The following is a 16403-nucleotide window of genomic DNA, read 5'->3' as shown; positions in this document are numbered from 1 at the left end:
GCGCCTCCGGGGAACCGTCAGAAATCGCCGAGCTTGGCGTCGTCGGTCGGGTTGGCCAGCCATTCGGCCAGGTCGCTGCCGATGGCGTAAACCACGCGCTCAAGCACGTCGCACGAACCCTTGAACATGCCACCGGCACCGCCGCGGGAAATCCGCCGCGCCGTCACCGTGGCCACCTTCTGGCCGTCATCCATCAATACGCCGCGCACGGTGGCCGACTTGTAGTGGTTGAAGCCGGTGCGGGCGCTCTGCGCTTCGACGATTTCCAGCTTCAAGACCCGACCGTCGGTCGTCGGCTCGGCGGCGAAGGCAATGGTGTTGCCGAACGTTTCGGCGTTGTTGCCCAACGCGGTTGCCAGCTGCGCGCCCATGCGGCACTCGTCTTTGATGTTGTCTGCAATGAAGGCGCTTTCAGAGAACGGGACCGGGTCCTGCACCTGGACGGTGCCAGCGAACGCGGGCGAGGCACAGCACAACAGCACGGCAGCGGCCGCGCGGATCGGATGACGCATGGTATTCCCCCTGGAATGTTGAACACGGCCGCGTCATGCGACCGTGCCCGCGCATCGTGCCGATTGCGGCACCTGCGCGCAAGGGAGCATCAGCCTTTGCGGCGCTTGTAATCCACGTACAGGGTCTTGGCCACGCTCAGGCCGATGCCAAGAGCCACACCGATACCGATGCCGAGCAGGTAGTTTTCCGTGGTCAGGCCGATGGCGGCACCGACGACGGTGGCGATCACCATTTCGGTGGTGTGCGAGATCGGGGGCGGTGGGGTGGACATGGGAGTTTCCAGATGAGGAAGGCCGGGTTGCCCCGGCCTTCCGATGTCACGCAATCCTGCTCAGTGCTGTTCGGCAGGACCGGCGATCGGCGGCACCGGACGGGCGTCGCCGCCCTTGTCGTTGTTGCTGCCACCGTCGTTCTTGTTTGCCTTGCCCCAGCCCGCCGGCGGCGGCGGATCGCGGCCTTCCATGATGGCGTCGATCTGCGGCGCGTCGATGGTCTCGTACTGCAGCAGCAGCTGCGACATGGTGTGCAGCTTGTCCATGTTGGCCTTCATCAGCTCGGTGGTCCGCGCGTAGGCCTTGTCCAGGATGCTGCGCACCACTTCGTCGATGCGGCGGGCGGTGTCGTCGGACACGCTCTTGTGCTGGGTGACCGAACGGCCGAGGAACACTTCGTCGTCTTCCTCGCCATAGGCGATCGGGCCGAGCTCGTCCGACAGGCCCCACTTGGTGACCATGTTGCGGGCCATCTTGGTGGCGCGCTCGATATCGTTGGAGGCACCGGTGGTGACCTTGTCGGCACCGAAGATCAGCTCTTCGGCGACGCGGCCGCCGTACAGCGAGCACAGCTGCGATTCGATCGCCACGCGGTTCATCGAGTACTTGTCGCCTTCCGGCAGGTACATGGTCACACCGAGCGCACGGCCGCGCGGAATGATGGTGACCTTGTAGACCGGGTCGTGCTCGGGAACCAGACGGCCGACGATGGCATGGCCGGCTTCGTGGTAGGCGGTGAGGGTCTTCTCCTCCTCGCTCATGGCCATCGAACGGCGCTCTGCACCCATCAGGATCTTGTCGCGGGCACGGTCGAAGTGGTCCATGCGGACCTCTTTCTCGTTGCCGCGCGCCGCGAACAGGGCAGCCTCGTTGCAGAGGTTGGCCAGGTCCGCGCCGGAGAAGCCGGGGGTACCGCGGGCAATGACCATCGGTTCGACGTCATCCGCCAGCGGCAGCTTGCGCATGTGCACGCGCAGGATCTGCTCGCGGCCCTTGACGTCGGCCAGACCGACCACGACCTGGCGATCGAAGCGGCCCGGGCGCAGCAGCGCCGGGTCGAGCACGTCGGGACGGTTGGTGGCGGCAATGACGATGACGCCTTCGCCCCCTTCAAAGCCATCCATTTCCACCAGCAGCTGGTTCAGGGTCTGCTCGCGCTCGTCATGACCGCCGCCCAGGCCGGCACCACGGTGGCGACCGACGGCGTCGATTTCGTCGATGAAGATGATGCACGGAGCCTGCTTCTTGGCCTGCTCGAACATGTCGCGCACGCGGCTGGCACCAACGCCGACGAACATTTCGACGAAGTCCGAACCGGAGATCGAGAAGAACGGCACCTTGGCCTCGCCGGCAATGGCGCGGGCCAGCAGGGTCTTGCCGGTACCCGGCGGACCCACCATCAGCACGCCGCGCGGAATCTTGCCGCCCAGCTTGGTGAACTTGCTCGGATCGCGAAGGAAGTCGACCAGCTCGCCAACTTCTTCCTTGGCTTCGTCGCAACCGGCGACGTCGGCAAAGGTGACCTTGATCTGGTCTTCGCCCTGCAGCTTGGCGCGCGACTTGCCGAAGGACATCGCGCCCTTGGCTCCGCCGCCACCGCCCTGCATCTGGCGCATGATGAACAGCCAGAAGCCGATGATCAGGATGACCGGCAGGAAGTTCATCAGGATGGCACCCAGCGAGATGCCGCTGGACGGCTCTTCCTGGACGATTTCGACGTTTTTGGCGCGCAGCACGTTGATCAGGTCACGATCCATCGGCGCGGTGATGGTGGCCGGCTGGCCGCCCCGCGTGACGTAGGTGATCTGGTTGGTGCCGCTGCGCAGGTCGCCGCCGAAGGTGACCTTCTGGACGTTGCCGCTGTCCACCTGGTCAAGGAACTGGGAATAGGTGGCACCGGAGGCCCCCGCGCCGCTGGTCTTGGGCGAGAAGCTCTGGAACACGACCATCAGCACCACGGCCACGACCACCCATAGCAGGAGGTTCTTGGTCAAGTCGTTCATCCTCATTGGCTCCGTGGTTCCTCTAATGCCTGACGCGATTGGTATGGTCGAGCTTACTTGATCTGGGGGCGTTTGCCCTGCCCCAGGGCATAGACCTCGGGCGAGCGCTTACGCGAGGCTTCAGGCTTGCGGATCACCACCTTGTCGTACCGCCGGCGCATTTCACGCACGTAGTCGTCAAAGCCCACGCCCTGGAACAGCTTGATCAGGAACGCGCCACCCGGCTTGAGATGGTTGTCGGCAAAGTCCAACGCCAGCTCGGCCAGGTGCATCATCCGCGGCTGGTCCACCGCGTCCATGCCACTCTTATTGGGGGCCATGTCGGAAAGCACAAGGTCCACCGGCTGGTCGCCCAGCATGGCTTCAAACTCAGATAGGACCGACTGTTCCCTGAAATCGCCGTGAAGGAACTCGACCCCGGCCAGCGGCGGCATCTCCAGGATGTCCAAGGCCAGGACCCGGCCGGTGTCGCCGATCTGGCGGCGGACCTGCTGCGACCAGCCCCCGGGGGCGGCCCCGAGGTCGACCACCACCATGTGCGGCTTCAGCAGGCGGTCACGTTCGAGCAGTTCCTCCAGTTTATAGGCGGCGCGCGAACGCATGCCCTCGGCCTGGGCCTTCTTCACGAAGGGGTCGGAAAAGTGCTCTTTCAACCAACGTTGACTGCTTTTGCTGCGCGTTGCCATGGGACTTGGGGCCTTGTGGGATGGTCATGATACCCTGATCGCCCTGATTAACCGTCCGTTCCTGAATGTCTACTACCCTCACCTCCGCCCAGACCCGCTTCCTCCGCGGCCAAGCCCACGATCTGAAAGCCCTGCTGCAGATCGGCGGAAAGGGGATCACCCCGGCCTTCCTGGCTGAGCTGGAGGAGGTACTGGAGCGCCATGAACTGGTGAAGGTGAAGGTCGGCGCAGACGACCGCGACACCCGCGACGCCATGATCGCCGAGCTGACCGAAGCCACGGGCAGCGCGCTGGTGCAGCGCATCGGCCACACCGCCGTGCTCTACCGCCCGAGCAAGGAACAGCGCACGATCGTGCTGCCGCGCGGCTGAGCCAGCCATGCAGCTCAGTCAGGAACTGCCGGATTATGCCTACACCCTGCGCGCGGCCAGTGGCCACAGCGCCACGGTGAACGACAAGGTGCTGGGCACGAGCTTCATCGTGACCCCGGACCGGCTGGTGGAAAACTGGCCGGTGGCGGTAGGCGCGGCCTTGACCGTGGCTGACCTGGAGCCGGTGCTGGCGCTGGGCCCGGAGGTGATTCTTCTGGGTACCGGTGACCGCCAGGTGTTTCCCTCGGCGCAGGTGCTGGGCTACTGCCTGAGCCGCGGCGTCGGGCTCGAGGTGATGAACAACCCCTCGGCAGCCAGCACGTACAACGTGCTGGCCGGTGAAGGCCGCAAGGTCGCCGCCGCGTTCATGTTGGCGGGTTGATTCGGGGCGATCCGGCCCCGCCGCGGACACGCATGGCGTGTCCCTACCCGTTCCCCCCACCCTGTTTGATCGCCCCCGTAGGGACACGCCATGCGTGTCCATCCGGATGCCGGACCGGTCAGCGCGCCGGCAGGTACTGCTGCGGATCGACCGGCTTGCCGTTGTAGCGGATCTCGAAGTGCAGCATGTCGCGGGTGGTGCCGGTGCGGCCCATTTCCGCGATCTGCTCGCCGGCCTTCACGTTCTGGCCTTCATTGACCAGCCGCTTGCGGTTGTGGCCATAGGCCGACAGCCACTGCTCGTTGTGCTTGATGATGATCAGCTCACCGAAGCCGACCAGACCGGCACCGGAATACACCACCACGCCCGGCGCGGTGGCCCGTACCGGCTGGCCGCTGGTGCCGGCAATGTCGATGCCCTGCTTGGTCACGTCAGCCGCCACGTAGCGGCCGACCAGCGCGCCATCGGCCGGCCAGCGCCAGTTGATGTTGTTCTTGACCGGGGTATTGGTCGGCACTGGCGCGGGCGTCGGAGCCGGCGTGCTGGTGCCCGGACGCGGGGCGGTGACCACCGTGGTCGGGGCACGGCCCGGGGTGCTGCCACCCGGATACAGGCGGATCTGCTGGCCCGGATAGATGGTGTAGGGCTCGCTCAGCCCGTTCCATGAGGCCAGATCACGCGGGGTGATGTTGTGGATGCGCGCCAGCGCATACAGGGTGTCGCCCTTGCGCACGGTGGCGGTCTGCCCAGGCTTGGCGACCGAAGTCTGCGGCGTGCTGTGGCCGCCGCGGCTGCCGGAGGACTTGACCACGGTGGCGGTGCCGCAGGCACTCAGGGTGACGGCAACGGCCACGGCCGCAGCCAGCTTCAACCCGGTGTTCCAACGCTGTGCACTCATGCGAATTTTGCCCTCCAGACAAGCCAGCCAATCAGCAGCACCACCAGCGCGGTGGCGATCCAGCCCAGCGGTTCGATCCAACGACGTAACGCCGCTTCGGCGCGCGCGCCACCGATGCGGATCACCGCGGCCAGCACGTATACGCGCTTGCCACGGCCGATCAGCATGCTCAACACGTACTGCGGCATCGGCACGCCGACAATACCCGAGGCCCAGGTGAAGACCTTCATCGGGATGGGCATGAAGCCGCCCAGCACCAGGAAGGTGAACACCGCCCACGGCGACTCGGCCATTTTTTCCTGCACGATGGCGATGCCGCCTTCGATGCTGGGCAGCATGCCAAGCGCGGCGAACAGCGGCTTGATCGCTTCAAAGGCGAAGTGCCCCAGTGCATAGCCCACCAGCGCACCGGCCATGGAGCCGGCCAAGCTGAGGGTGGCGAACCACCAGCCGCGCTTGGGCTGGGCCACGCACATGGGGGCCAGCATCACTTCCGGCATGACCGGGAAGATGATCGCTTCAACGAAGCTCAGCACGGTGAGATAGGTCGGGGCGCGCTCGTGCGCGGCCCACTTCATTGCCCGCTCGTACAGCGGACCAAAAATCTTCATGAAACGCAGCTCCTTGAATTCAGTCCAGCATGCCAGACAGCAGGGGGACGAACGTGACCGGCGCCAATACCTCCTGCGCCACACTGCCGTCTTCGCGGCGGGTCAGCTGGATCAGCGACTGCGCGCCAGGCCCGCCGACCGGGGCGACCAGTCGCCCGCCAACCGCCAGCTGCTCGATCAGCGCGTCGACCAGCGCCGGCGCGGCCGCGGTGACCACGATGGCATCGAAGGGGCCATGTTCGGCCCAGCCGATACGGCCGTCGTCATGCTTGCTGCGGATGTTCATGCCCAACGCGCGGAAACGCTTGCGGGCCTGCCGCAGCAGGTCGCCAATGCGTTCCACCGTGTAGACCTCCAGGCCCAGCGCGCCCAGCACAGCCGCCTGGTAGCCCGAACCGGTGCCCACTTCCAGCACCTTCTTTGGCGCGGTCTGCAGCACCGCTTCGGTCATGCGCGCGACCACCCACGGCTGGGAGATGGTCTGGCCGTGGCCGATTGGCAGCGCGGTGTCTTCATAGGCACGCGAGGCCAGTGCTTCATCGATGAACAGATGGCGCGGCACCACGCGGATGGCGTTGAGTGTGGCTTCGTCAGTGATGCCACTTTCGCGCAGGCGGTCGACCAGACGGTCGCGCACACGCTGCGAGGTCATGCCGATGCCGACCGCTTCCGGTTGCAGGCGCAGACGCTGGCTCATGCCGGACGGTCCAGCGCGGCGGTCAGCCCGCCGACCCAGCTGGCCACTTTCTCCAGTGCCTGGTAGCGGGTCAGATCCACCTGGATCGGAGTGATCGAGATATGGCCGCTGCGCACGGCGTGGAAATCGGTGCCGGGGCCTGAGTCCTGTTCACGGCCGGCCGGGCCGATCCAGAACACTTCATTGCCGCGCGGGTCGCGCTGCGGAATGCAGCCCTCGGCGCGGTGACGGTTGCCCAGGCGGGTGACTTCGAAACCCTTCACCTCATCCCACGGCAGATCCGGCACGTTGACGTTGAGGATGGTGTCGGCCGGCAGCGGGTCGGCTTTCAGGCGGGTCACGATTTCCACCGCGGCACGGGCAGCGGTTTCAAAGTGCTTCGGGTCGTGGTTGTGCGAGACCAGCGACATGGCCACCGCGGGCAGACCGAGGAAGCGACCTTCCATCGCCGCCGACACGGTACCGGAATAGATGACGTCGTCGCCCAGGTTGGCGGCGTTGTTGATGCCCGACACCACGATGTCCGGCTCGTAGTCGAGCATGCCGGTCAGGGCCAGGTGGACGCAGTCGGTCGGGGTGCCGGCGACCGCGCAGGTGTAGTGGTCGATGCGCTTGGTGCGGATCGGCAGATCCAGGGTGAGCGAGTTGCTGGCCCCGGAACGGTCGCGGTCGGGGGCGACCACCATGACTTCATGCCCGGCCTGGCGCAACACGCTGGCGAGCATCCGGATGCCCGGCGCATCGACACCGTCGTCGTTGCTGACCAGGATGCGCATCTCCGATTTAACCGCTTGATTTTTCAAGACTTCGATTCCATCACTCTGCTGCGTTGGCGCGACCGGCACTCCCCTCTCCCGGGATCACCCGCCACGCAAGTGCGTCCGCTATTGTGCCGCATGCGGACAGATCGTCCTACCCTGCCGAAAGGTAGGCAGCGCCGATTCAGCACATTAGGCTGTACGCATGTCACATTCTGAAGACGAAGATCCGGCTGCCCTGTTCCGCGCGGCCATTGGCGAAGTGAAGCCCCTGCGCAAGCCGGTGGCGGCTCCGCCGGCCACGCCGCGCCCCAAGCCGCGCGCGCGCATGGCTGAACAGGACGATGCCGAGGCCCGGGGCGAGTTCGCGCAGCTGCTGCGCAGCAGTTCACCGCTGGAGGCCGGCGACACCGCCAGCTACCGGCGCGAGAACCTGCCGGCGCGGATGTTCCAGCGGCTCAAGCGCGGGCAGTACTCGGTGCAGGACGAACTGGACCTGCACGGGGCGACCGCGGCGCAGGCCGAGAACCTGCTGCGCCAGTTCCTGGCCGATGCCCACGCGCATGACCATGGCTGCGTGCGCATCATTCATGGCAAAGGGCTGCAGTCCGATGGCGGTGCGCCGGTGTTGAAGAACCTGGTCGACCGGCTGCTGCGGCAGCGCAATGACGTGCTGGCGTTTCATTCGGCCCCGCCGGGGCAAGGCGGGACCGGGGCGGTGCTGGTGTTGTTGGCGAACCGGTGACGCGTTTGGCGGTGGGTCGGGCGACCACGGATGGCGTTGACGCGCATGGCGCGTCACTACGACCCTTGGTCGCGCGACCTGTAGGGACGCGCCATGCGCGTCCGCGCGGTGTTCAATCGCCCGAGGTAACGCCGCCTACGTCCTGCACCGGGCCCAGCTCGTGCAGCACCGCAGTGGCATAACACCCCGGCGGCAGTGCGAACGACAGTTCCAGCACATCCGGCTGCAGCCACTGGTGCTGCATCAACGCCGGGCGCAGGCGCAGCGCACGCCGCTCCTGCTTCAGGCGCGCATCTTCCAGCCCGGCGCGTAGCTGCAGCGACTGCTCGTCGCTGATCGCGCCCAGCTCCAGCGCGGCGGCATCGCCCGTGCTGCGCAGCTCACCCTCGCCCCACAACGGGCCGCTGGGGTGGATATCGAAACGCGCGAGGCGCTCGGCCAGCGCGTCACTCCACGCTTCCGGGCCGAATACGCTGCGACTGCCGTCCAGCATCCAGACCTCGCCGTCCAGCGCGCTGTCCCAGTTGCCCTGCTCCACCCGCGCCGCCAACACCTGGTTGAACAGCGCCGAACGTGCAGCCGACAACAGCAATGAACGCTGGTCCTTGCGCATGCGCCGGCCCTGGAACATCGCCAACGCAGCGGGCACGTTGCCGCCGTCGCGGCCGAAACGCTGCTCACCGAACCAGTTCGGCAGCCCGCGCACGGCAATCTGCGCCAGACGCGCGTCGATCAGACCGGCATCGCCCTGTATGTCACGCAGCACCAGCTTGAAACGGTTGCCGGCCAGCGCGCCGCGCTGCAGCTTGCGGTTGTGCCAGGTCGATTCCAGCACCTCGATCTCGGCATCGTTGAGCAGCGCCGGATCCGGTGCCACCCGCTTGGGCAGGTGCACGCTGAAGCGCTGTGTCGTCACCGCGTGGCGGTCCTTCATGCCGGCATAGCTGACGCCCATCTCCGGCAGGCCCGCCCAGCGCGCGATCTGCTTGGCTACATGCACGGTGTTGGCCCCGCGCTTGCACACGGTCAGCAGCAGATGCTCGCCCTCGCCGCTCGGCTCGAACGCCGGCAGTTCATCGACCTGGAAATCTTCGGGGACGGTGCGGATCTTCGCAGTGAGCAGCGGCGCGCCAAACGCCAACGGCAACGGAATCACAGCGCCACCAGCAGCACGACGGCCTGGGCGGCGATGCCTTCGCTGCGACCGGTGAAGCCCAGCTTTTCGGAGGTGGTGGCCTTGACGCTGATCGCGTCCAGCGCATTGCCGAGCAACCCGGCGATGCGCTCGCGCATGGCCAGCGCATGCGGGCCGACCTTGGGCCGCTCGCAGATCACGGTGATGTCGGCATTGCCGACCTGCCAGCCGCGGTCGCGCAGCAGGCTGTTGCAGTGCTGCAGGAACTGGCTGCTGTCGGCATCCTTCCAGCGCATGTCCGACGGCGGGAAGTGCTGGCCGATGTCACCCAGCGCCAGCGCGCCGAGCATGGCATCGCACAGCGCGTGCAGAATCACATCGCCGTCGCTGTGCGCCAGCACGCCCTGGCTGTGCGGCACGCGCACGCCGCCGAGCATGATGTGGTCGCCCTCGCCAAAGGCGTGGACGTCGTAACCCTGGCCGATACGGACCGGGGGAAATGCAGGCGTATTCATGATCTAAACCTAACGTAGAGCCGGGCTTGCCCGGCTTGGCAATACAAAATCACGATCCGCGTCGCGACAACTCGAACTCAAAACGGGACAGATCCGACGGCGTGGTGACCTTGAAGTTGTCTTCGTTGCCTTCCACCAGCAACGGACGCAGCCCCTGCCGCTCCATCGCCATCGCCTCGTCGGTGATCTCCACCCCGGCGGCGGCGGCCTCCTGCAGCGCGCGCGCAAGCTGGTGCCGGCGGAACAACTGCGGGGTCAGCGCGCGCCACAGGCGCGCACGCGGCTCGGTTCCGTCGATGCCGCCATCGTCGCCCGCGCGCTTGAGGGTGTCGCGCACCGGTGCCGCGAGAATCGCGCCGACCGGATCATTGCGCCCCACTTCCAGCAGCCGGCCGAGGTCGGCTGCGGCCAGATTGGGGCGTGCAGCGTCGTGCACCAGCACGAACTCATCCGCGCGCACGTCCTCCGGCAGCGCCTGCAGCCCGGCCAGCACCGATTCGGCACGGGTGGCACCGCCCGTACAGGTCAGGATCGGCTTGTCCGCCAGCGCGGACCAGCCGGGCCAGTCCGCGTCGTTCTCGGCAATGACCACCATCGCCCCGGCTACTGCCGGATGCGACAGCAGCGCTTCCAGGGTATGCGCCAGCAGCACGCGGTCGCCCGCGACCAGATACTGCTTGGGTGTGGCCCCGCCAAAACGGGTGCCACGACCGGCGGCCGGCACCACCGCCCAGATGCCGCCCATCAGGGCACCTCCGGTGCGGTGCCGCTGGTGTCGGCATGGACCACGGCCGGCGCATGCGGCGCGGCAACGGGCGCGTTCTCGACCACGCGGTAGAACTTCTCGCCGGGCCGGATCATGCCGAGCTCGCTGCGCGCGCGCTCTTCAATGGCGGCCTCGCCTTCCTTGAGGTCCTTGACCTCGGCAGCGAGCGCGTCATTGCGCTGCTGCAGGCCTTCGTTGTCGCGTTTCTGGCTTTCAACCTGGGCCTCGAGCACCATCACTTCACCCGAATTGCCCGGGCCGAACCAGAAGCGGTACTGCAGCCATGCCAGCAGTACCGCAAGCACCAGCAGCAGCCAGCGCCAGTCGCGCATGGGATCAGCGCTTCAGCGAGACGAACGCGTCACGCCCGGCGTAACGCGCGCCGGCACCGAGAGCTTCCTCGATACGCAGCAGCTGGTTGTACTTGGCCACGCGATCGCTGCGGCACAGCGAGCCGGTCTTGATCTGGGTGGCGGTGGTGGCCACGGCGATGTCGGCAATGGTGGTGTCTTCGGTTTCACCCGAACGGTGCGAGACGACGGCCGCGTAGTTGGCGTTGTGGGCCATGGCGATCGCTTCCAGAGTCTCGGTCAGGGTGCCGATCTGGTTGACCTTGATCAGGATGGCGTTGGCGGTGCCCGACTCGATGCCTTCCTTGAAGATCTTCGGGTTGGTCACGAACAGGTCGTCGCCGACCAGCTGCACCTTGTTGCCGATGCGGTCGGTGAGCAGCTTCCAGCCGGCCCAGTCGTTCTCGGCCAGGCCGTCTTCGATGGTGATGATCGGGTACTGCGCGGCCCAGTCGGCGAGGAAGTCGACGAACTGCTCGGAGGTCAGGCGCTTGTTCTCGCCGACCAGGTTGTACTTGCCGTTCTCGTAGAACTCGCTGGAGGCCACGTCCAGGCCCAGCAGCACGTCTTCACCGGCGGTGTAACCGGCCTTGCCGATCGCTTCCAGGATGGTATCCAGGGCTTCGACGTTGCTGCGGAAGTCCGGGGCGAAACCGCCCTCGTCGCCCACCGCGGTGCTCAGGCCGTGGCCCTTCAGCACTGACTTCAGCGAATGGAAGATTTCGGTGCCGGCGCGCAGCGCTTCGGAGAACGAGGTGAAGCCGACCGGCAGCACCATGAATTCCTGGAAGTCGACGTTGTTGTCGGCATGCGCGCCGCCGTTGATGATGTTCATCATCGGCACCGGCAGGGTCACATCGCGGCCCTGGGCCAGGTACTGCCACAGCGCCTGCTTCTTCGACGCGGCCACCGCATGGGCGTTGGCCATCGAGACCCCGAGCAGCGCATTCGCGCCCAGGCGGCCCTTGTTCTCGGTGCCGTCGAGGTCGATCAGGCGGCGGTCCAGGCCTTCCTGGTCGGCGGCATCAAAGCCCTTCAGTGCGGCGGCAATGGTGGTGTTGACGTTGCCGACGGCATTGCGCACGCCCTTGCCCAGGTAGCGGGTCTTGTCGCCATCACGCAGCTCCACGGCTTCCTTGGTGCCGGTCGAGGCACCCGACGGCACGGCGGCGCGGCCGAACGAACCGTCCTCCAGGGTGACTTCGGCTTCCAGCGTGGGATTGCCACGGCTGTCGAGGATTTCACGGGCATGGATGCTGCGGATCGCGGTCATGGCGGGCCAAATTCCAGTCAGAAAGGGAGAGCGCCACCTGCGGTGGCGCGTGAAACGTCCGCGTGATTATTACCCAGCCGCGCGCGCGAAGCCACGCACGGCGTGGCAGCGCTTCAGCGCGCGGCTTTGCGCTGGCGGGCAGCGCTGATGAAACCGATGAACAGCGGGTGGCCGTCGCGCGGGGTGGACAGGAACTCCGGGTGGGCCTGGCAGGCCAGGAACCACGGGTGCTGGTCGCGCGCCAGTTCGACCACTTCCACCAGGGTGTCGTCCATCGACTTGCCGGCAATGACCAGCCCGGCGTCTTCCAGCTGGGTGCGGTAGCGGTTGTTGAACTCATAGCGGTGGCGGTGGCGCTCGGCGACCACGTCCTTGCCGTACAGCTCGCGGGCCAGCGTGCCCGGCTTCAGGCGCTGCTCCTGCAGGCCCAGGCGCATAGTGCCGCCGAGGTCGCTCTTGTCGTCGCGCTTTTCAACGTCGCCGGTGGCGGTGCGCCATTCGGTGATCAGGCCGATCACCGGGTTCGGCGACTGGCGGTCGTTCTCGGTGCTGTTGGCCCCTTCCAGCCCGGCCACGTGGCGGGCGTAGTCGACCACGGCGGCCTGCATGCCGTAGCAGATGCCGAAATACGGCACCTGCTGTTCGCGGGCGTACTTCGAGGTCAGCACCTTGCCTTCAAAGCCACGGTCGCCGAAGCCACCCGGCACCAGGATGCCGTCCACGTCCTGCAGCGCCGCCATGTCGGTGCCTTCCAGGTCCTGCGCTTCCAGCCACTTCAGGTTGACCTTGGTGCGCTGGCGCAGGCCACCGTGCTTGAGCGCCTCGCCGACCGACTTGTAGGCGTCCTGATGGTCGACGTACTTGCCGACCACTGCGATGGTGACTTCGTCCTGGGGGTTCAGGGTGGCATCCAGCGCGGCCTGCCATTCGTGCAGGTCGGCAGGGCCGGCCTTGTCGCCCAGCTTGAGCTGGTTGATGACGATCTCATCCAGGCCCTGCTCGTGCAGGCCGAACGGAATGCGATAGAGCACGTCGACGTCCGGCACGCTGATGACGGCGCGTTCGGAGACGTTGGTGAACTGGGCGATCTTGCGGCGCTCCGAATCCGGCACCGGCTGTTCCGAGCGGCACAACAGGACATCCGGCTGGATGCCGATCGAGCGCAGTTCCTTGACCGAGTGCTGGGTCGGCTTGGTCTTCAGCTCACCGGCGGCGGCGATGTACGGCACCAGGGTGAGGTGCATGAACAGGGCCTTTTCCGGGCCACGCTCGGTGCGCACCTGGCGGATGGCTTCCAGGAACGGCAGCGACTCGATGTCGCCGACGGTGCCGCCGATTTCAACCAGGGCCACGTCGAAGCCTTCGGTGGCCTCGTCCATGCAGCGACGGATTTCATCGGTGATGTGCGGAATGACCTGCACGGTGGCACCCAGGTAATCGCCGCGACGTTCCTTGCGGATGACGTTCTCGTAGATGCGGCCGGTGGTGACCGAGTTCTTGCGGCTCAGACGGGTGCGCACGAAGCGCTCGTAGTGGCCCAGGTCGAGGTCGGTTTCGGCACCGTCGTCGGTGACATACACCTCGCCGTGCTGGAACGGGCTCATGGTGCCCGGGTCGACGTTGATGTACGGGTCGAGCTTCATCATCGTGACCTTCAGGCCACGCGCTTCAAGAATGGAGGCCAGTGACGCGGCGGCAATGCCTTTGCCGAGCGAGGACACCACGCCGCCGGTTACGAAAATCAAGGGAGTCATGGCTGCAAGCATCCTGTCTGGAAATGGAAAACGGCCACACCACCCCATCCCGGAAGACGGGTGGTGGGCAGGAAAGGGGTTTTCCGGTTCGCCGAGGAAGCGAGGGAGATGGTGCGCTGGCGCGAGGCCGGCACCGGAGGGCATGTCCGCAGCGAGGTCGGGGCTGCCGTGCCGGTCATACAGACCGTCACCTCCTGGCTGCCTGACTGGCGGCCGCGCAGGGCCGACCCAGCCGATTCGCTGATCGAGGACACACACTACTCCCGGAAAGCCATAGTTTACAGATTGAAGGCCCTCAGCCCAAGGGGGGCGTGTGGCCTTCACACAAAAAAGAGCCCCGGCCAGGGGCCGGGGCTCGGTGACAACGGGGCGGCGCGCTTACTTCTTCTTGCGCGCTTCCTCTTCTTCTTCCTGCTGCGGGGCCTGCTGGCCCTTGGCCTTCATTTCAGCGGTGGCCGCGGCGCGGCGCTTGGCCTTGGCGTCGGCTTCCGCCTGCGCCCGGTCGGCCTGCTCGCCCTGCTGCGGTGCGGGCTGGCCCTGTCCGGCGTTCTGGGCCAGTGCCAGCGGCACGGCCACGACGGCGGCGGCAATGGCAGCGATGGTCAGCAACTTCTTCATGGGTCTCCTCGCGGTATGAGCTTGGGTTGGGGCCTTCCGGAACACCCGGAATTCCACCGCGCACAGTGTATCGCGTCGATTTCGGCCGCCCCCTGAACGTATGGCGTGCAAAAAACCTGTCCAGACCGCACACTTCGCCGTCGCATTGCGCTTTATGAAGACAGATGAACGCCCGTTATAACGCCGCCGATATTGAAGTCCTGTCCGGCCTGGACCCGGTCAAGCGCCGTCCCGGCATGTACACCGACACTGCGCGCCCGAACCATCTGGCGCAGGAAGTGATCGACAACGCCGTCGACGAAGCCCTGGCCGGGCACGCCCACACGATCGAAGTCACCCTGTACAAGGATGGCAGCTGCGAGGTCAGCGACGACGGCCGCGGCATGCCGGTGGACATCCACCCGGAAGAAAAGATCCCGGGCGTGGAACTGATCCTCACCCGCCTGCACGCGGGCGGCAAGTTCAGCAACAAGAACTACACCTTCTCCGGCGGCCTGCACGGCGTGGGCGTCAGCGTGGTGAACGCGCTGTCGACCCTGGTGGAAGTGCACATCAAGCGCGAAGGCAGTGAGCACCGCATCACCTTCCGCAATGGCGACCGCGCCACCCCGCTGGAAGTGGTCGGCAGCGTGGGCAAGAAGAACACCGGTACCCGCGTGCGCTTCTGGGCCGACCCGAAGTACTTCGACACCCCCAAGTACAACCTGCGGGCGCTGCGCCACCTGCTGCGCGCCAAGGCGGTGCTGTGCCCGGGCCTGACCGTGAAGCTGCTCGACGAAGCCACCGGCGAGCAGGACAGCTGGTACTTCGAGGACGGCCTGAGTGACTACCTGAAGGTGGAACTGGGCGAACGCGAGATGCTGCCGGCGAACCTGTTCGTGGGTTCGCTGAAGAAGGACACCGAAGTGGTCGACTGGGCGGTGGCCTGGCTGCCGGACGGCGAACTGGTGCAGGAAAGCTACGTCAACCTGATTCCGACCGCGCAGCACGGCACCCACGCCAACGGCCTGCGCACCGGCCTGACCGAGGCGCTGCGCGAGTTCTGCGATTTCCGCAACCTGCTGCCGCGTGGCGTGAAGCTGGCCCCGGAAGACGTGTGGGACCGGGTCTCGTTCGTGCTGTCGCTGAAGATGACCGACCCGCAGTTCAGCGGCCAGACCAAGGAGCGACTGTCGTCGCGCCAGGCGGCAGGCTTCGTGGAAGGTGCCGCACATGACGCTTTCAGCCTGCTGCTGAACCAGAACGTGGCGCTGGGCGAGCAGATCGCGCAGCTGGCGATCGAGCGCGCGAGCGCGCGCCTGAAGACCGAAAAGCTGGTGGTGCGCAAGAAGGTGACCCAGGGCCCTGCCCTGCCGGGCAAGCTGGCGGACTGCATCAGCCAGGATCTTTCGCGCACCGAGCTGTTCCTGGTGGAAGGTGACTCGGCCGGCGGCAGTGCCAAGCAGGCGCGCGACAAGGACTTCCAGGCGATCATGCCGCTGCGCGGCAAGATCCTGAACACCTGGGAAGTGGCCTCGGGCAGCGTGCTGGCTTCGGAAGAAGTGCACAACCTGGCGATTGCGATCGGCTGCGATCCGGGCAAGGACGACATCAGCGGGCTGCGTTACGGCAAGGTGGTGATCCTGGCCGACGCGGACTCGGACGGCCTGCACATTGCAACGCTGCTGACGGCGCTGTTCCTGAAGCACTTCCCGGCGCTGGTCGCGGCCGGCCACGTGTTCGTGGCGATGCCGCCGCTGTTCCGCGTGGACGTGGGCAAGCAGGTGTTCTACGCACTGGACGAAGAAGAAAAGCGTTCGCTGCTGGACAAGATCGAGCGCGAGAAGATCAAGGGCCAGGTCAGCGTGACCCGCTTCAAGGGTCTGGGCGAAATGAACCCGGAGCAGCTGCGCGAATCGACCATCCACCCGGACACGCGCCGCCTGGTGCAGCTGACCGTGGACGACGACGAGCAGACCAGCGCCCTGATGGACATGCTGCTGGCCAAGAAGCGCGCGGGCGACCGCAAGCAATGGCTGGAAAACAAGGGCGACCTGGCCTCGCTGGAGGTCTAAGC

The 16403-nt window shown here is 66.3% G+C and carries 19 protein-coding genes; 4 read left to right on the top strand and 15 right to left on the bottom strand.

Annotated elements, in window-relative coordinates; genetic code table 11:
- Positions 1 to 17 precede the first annotated feature (17 nt).
- From PDM29_RS14815 to rlmE, 4 genes are all read right to left on the bottom strand, one after another.
- A complete protein-coding gene (locus tag PDM29_RS14815; RefSeq protein WP_311190851.1) occupies positions 18 to 512 on the bottom strand; it encodes a hypothetical protein in 495 nt (164 codons plus the stop codon).
- 89 nt (positions 513 to 601) lie between these two features.
- Entirely contained in the window at positions 602 to 784 is a 183-nt protein-coding gene (locus tag PDM29_RS14810; protein ID WP_311190850.1) for a hypothetical protein, read from the bottom strand.
- A gap of 60 nt (positions 785 to 844) precedes the next feature.
- Positions 845 to 2788, bottom strand: a complete 1944-nt coding sequence (ftsH, locus tag PDM29_RS14805) for an ATP-dependent zinc metalloprotease FtsH (RefSeq protein ID WP_311190849.1) — start codon at positions 2786 to 2788, stop codon at positions 845 to 847.
- Between the two features lie 53 nt (positions 2789 to 2841).
- Positions 2842 to 3474, bottom strand: coding sequence for a 23S rRNA (uridine(2552)-2'-O)-methyltransferase RlmE (gene rlmE, locus PDM29_RS14800; RefSeq protein ID WP_311190848.1), 633 nt, complete (start codon positions 3472 to 3474; stop codon positions 2842 to 2844).
- A 65-nt stretch (positions 3475 to 3539) separates the two neighbouring features.
- Here rlmE and yhbY point away from each other — a divergent pair, with 65 nt between their 5' ends.
- Both yhbY and PDM29_RS14790 read left to right on the top strand, forming a co-directional pair.
- Positions 3540 to 3845, top strand: a complete 306-nt coding sequence (gene yhbY / locus PDM29_RS14795; protein ID WP_311190847.1) for a ribosome assembly RNA-binding protein YhbY — start codon at positions 3540 to 3542, stop codon at positions 3843 to 3845.
- Positions 3846 to 3852: 7 nt separating this feature from the next.
- Positions 3853 to 4227: an Mth938-like domain-containing protein gene (locus PDM29_RS14790; RefSeq protein WP_311190846.1), complete on the top strand. Its 375-nt coding sequence runs from the start codon at positions 3853 to 3855 to the stop codon at positions 4225 to 4227.
- A 118-nt stretch (positions 4228 to 4345) separates the two neighbouring features.
- Here the strand turns inward: PDM29_RS14790 and PDM29_RS14785 are convergent, their stop codons facing one another.
- The 4 genes from PDM29_RS14785 to surE are packed head-to-tail and all read right to left on the bottom strand — an operon-like array spanning position 4346 to position 7209.
- Positions 4346 to 5125 carry a peptidoglycan DD-metalloendopeptidase family protein gene (locus PDM29_RS14785; protein WP_311190845.1) on the bottom strand — a complete coding sequence of 260 codons (780 nt, stop codon included), beginning with the start codon at positions 5123 to 5125 and terminating at the stop codon, positions 4346 to 4348.
- Positions 5122 to 5736, bottom strand: a complete 615-nt coding sequence (locus PDM29_RS14780; protein ID WP_311190844.1) for a YqaA family protein — start codon at positions 5734 to 5736, stop codon at positions 5122 to 5124. The genes PDM29_RS14785 and PDM29_RS14780 overlap by 4 nt, the downstream gene beginning before the upstream one ends.
- Before the next feature lie 19 nt (positions 5737 to 5755).
- A complete protein-coding gene (locus PDM29_RS14775; RefSeq protein WP_311190843.1) occupies positions 5756 to 6433 on the bottom strand; it encodes a protein-L-isoaspartate(D-aspartate) O-methyltransferase in 678 nt (225 codons plus the stop codon).
- On the bottom strand, positions 6430 to 7209 hold the full coding sequence (surE, locus tag PDM29_RS14770) for a 5'/3'-nucleotidase SurE (RefSeq protein ID WP_311190842.1): 780 nt from the start codon (positions 7207 to 7209) through the stop codon (positions 6430 to 6432). The genes PDM29_RS14775 and surE overlap by 4 nt, the downstream gene beginning before the upstream one ends.
- A 187-nt stretch (positions 7210 to 7396) precedes the next feature.
- On the opposite strand from surE, the gene PDM29_RS14765 reads away from it, so the two are divergent.
- Positions 7397 to 7936, top strand: coding sequence for a Smr/MutS family protein (locus PDM29_RS14765; RefSeq protein ID WP_311190841.1), 540 nt, complete (start codon positions 7397 to 7399; stop codon positions 7934 to 7936).
- A gap of 112 nt (positions 7937 to 8048) precedes the next feature.
- Here the strand turns inward: PDM29_RS14765 and truD are convergent, their stop codons facing one another.
- The 7 genes from truD to PDM29_RS14730 all read right to left on the bottom strand — a co-directional run bounded on the left by truD (position 8049) and on the right by PDM29_RS14730 (position 14347).
- Positions 8049 to 9092 carry a tRNA pseudouridine(13) synthase TruD gene (gene truD / locus PDM29_RS14760; RefSeq protein WP_311190840.1) on the bottom strand — a complete coding sequence of 348 codons (1044 nt, stop codon included), beginning with the start codon at positions 9090 to 9092 and terminating at the stop codon, positions 8049 to 8051.
- Positions 9089 to 9586 carry a 2-C-methyl-D-erythritol 2,4-cyclodiphosphate synthase gene (gene ispF / locus PDM29_RS14755; RefSeq protein ID WP_311190839.1) on the bottom strand — a complete coding sequence of 166 codons (498 nt, stop codon included), beginning with the start codon at positions 9584 to 9586 and terminating at the stop codon, positions 9089 to 9091. Before ispF ends, truD begins: the two co-directional genes overlap by 4 nt.
- A 49-nt stretch (positions 9587 to 9635) precedes the next feature.
- A complete protein-coding gene (gene ispD, locus PDM29_RS14750) occupies positions 9636 to 10334 on the bottom strand; it encodes a 2-C-methyl-D-erythritol 4-phosphate cytidylyltransferase (protein ID WP_311193798.1) in 699 nt (232 codons plus the stop codon).
- Positions 10331 to 10684 carry a cell division protein FtsB gene (gene ftsB / locus PDM29_RS14745; protein WP_311190838.1) on the bottom strand — a complete coding sequence of 118 codons (354 nt, stop codon included), beginning with the start codon at positions 10682 to 10684 and terminating at the stop codon, positions 10331 to 10333. Before ftsB ends, ispD begins: the two co-directional genes overlap by 4 nt.
- Positions 10685 to 10688: 4 nt before the next feature.
- Complete coding sequence (eno, locus tag PDM29_RS14740; RefSeq protein ID WP_311190837.1) at positions 10689 to 11975, bottom strand: phosphopyruvate hydratase; 1287 nt, start codon at positions 11973 to 11975, stop codon at positions 10689 to 10691.
- A 113-nt stretch (positions 11976 to 12088) separates the two neighbouring features.
- Positions 12089 to 13729: a CTP synthase gene (pyrG, locus tag PDM29_RS14735; RefSeq protein ID WP_311190836.1), complete on the bottom strand. Its 1641-nt coding sequence runs from the start codon at positions 13727 to 13729 to the stop codon at positions 12089 to 12091.
- 378 nt (positions 13730 to 14107) lie between these two features.
- A complete protein-coding gene (locus PDM29_RS14730; RefSeq protein ID WP_311190835.1) occupies positions 14108 to 14347 on the bottom strand; it encodes a hypothetical protein in 240 nt (79 codons plus the stop codon).
- 164 nt (positions 14348 to 14511) lie between these two features.
- Between PDM29_RS14730 and parE the strand changes: the two genes are divergently transcribed.
- A complete protein-coding gene (gene parE / locus PDM29_RS14725; RefSeq protein ID WP_311190834.1) occupies positions 14512 to 16401 on the top strand; it encodes a DNA topoisomerase IV subunit B in 1890 nt (629 codons plus the stop codon).
- Positions 16402 to 16403: the final 2 nt, after the last annotated feature.

Origin of the sequence: Stenotrophomonas oahuensis (genome assembly GCF_031834595.1) — a bacterium.
GTDB classification, from domain to species: domain Bacteria; phylum Pseudomonadota; class Gammaproteobacteria; order Xanthomonadales; family Xanthomonadaceae; genus Stenotrophomonas; species Stenotrophomonas oahuensis.
Note: the sequence above shows the minus strand (reverse complement) of the source record. Positions and strands in the feature narration are given on the sequence as shown.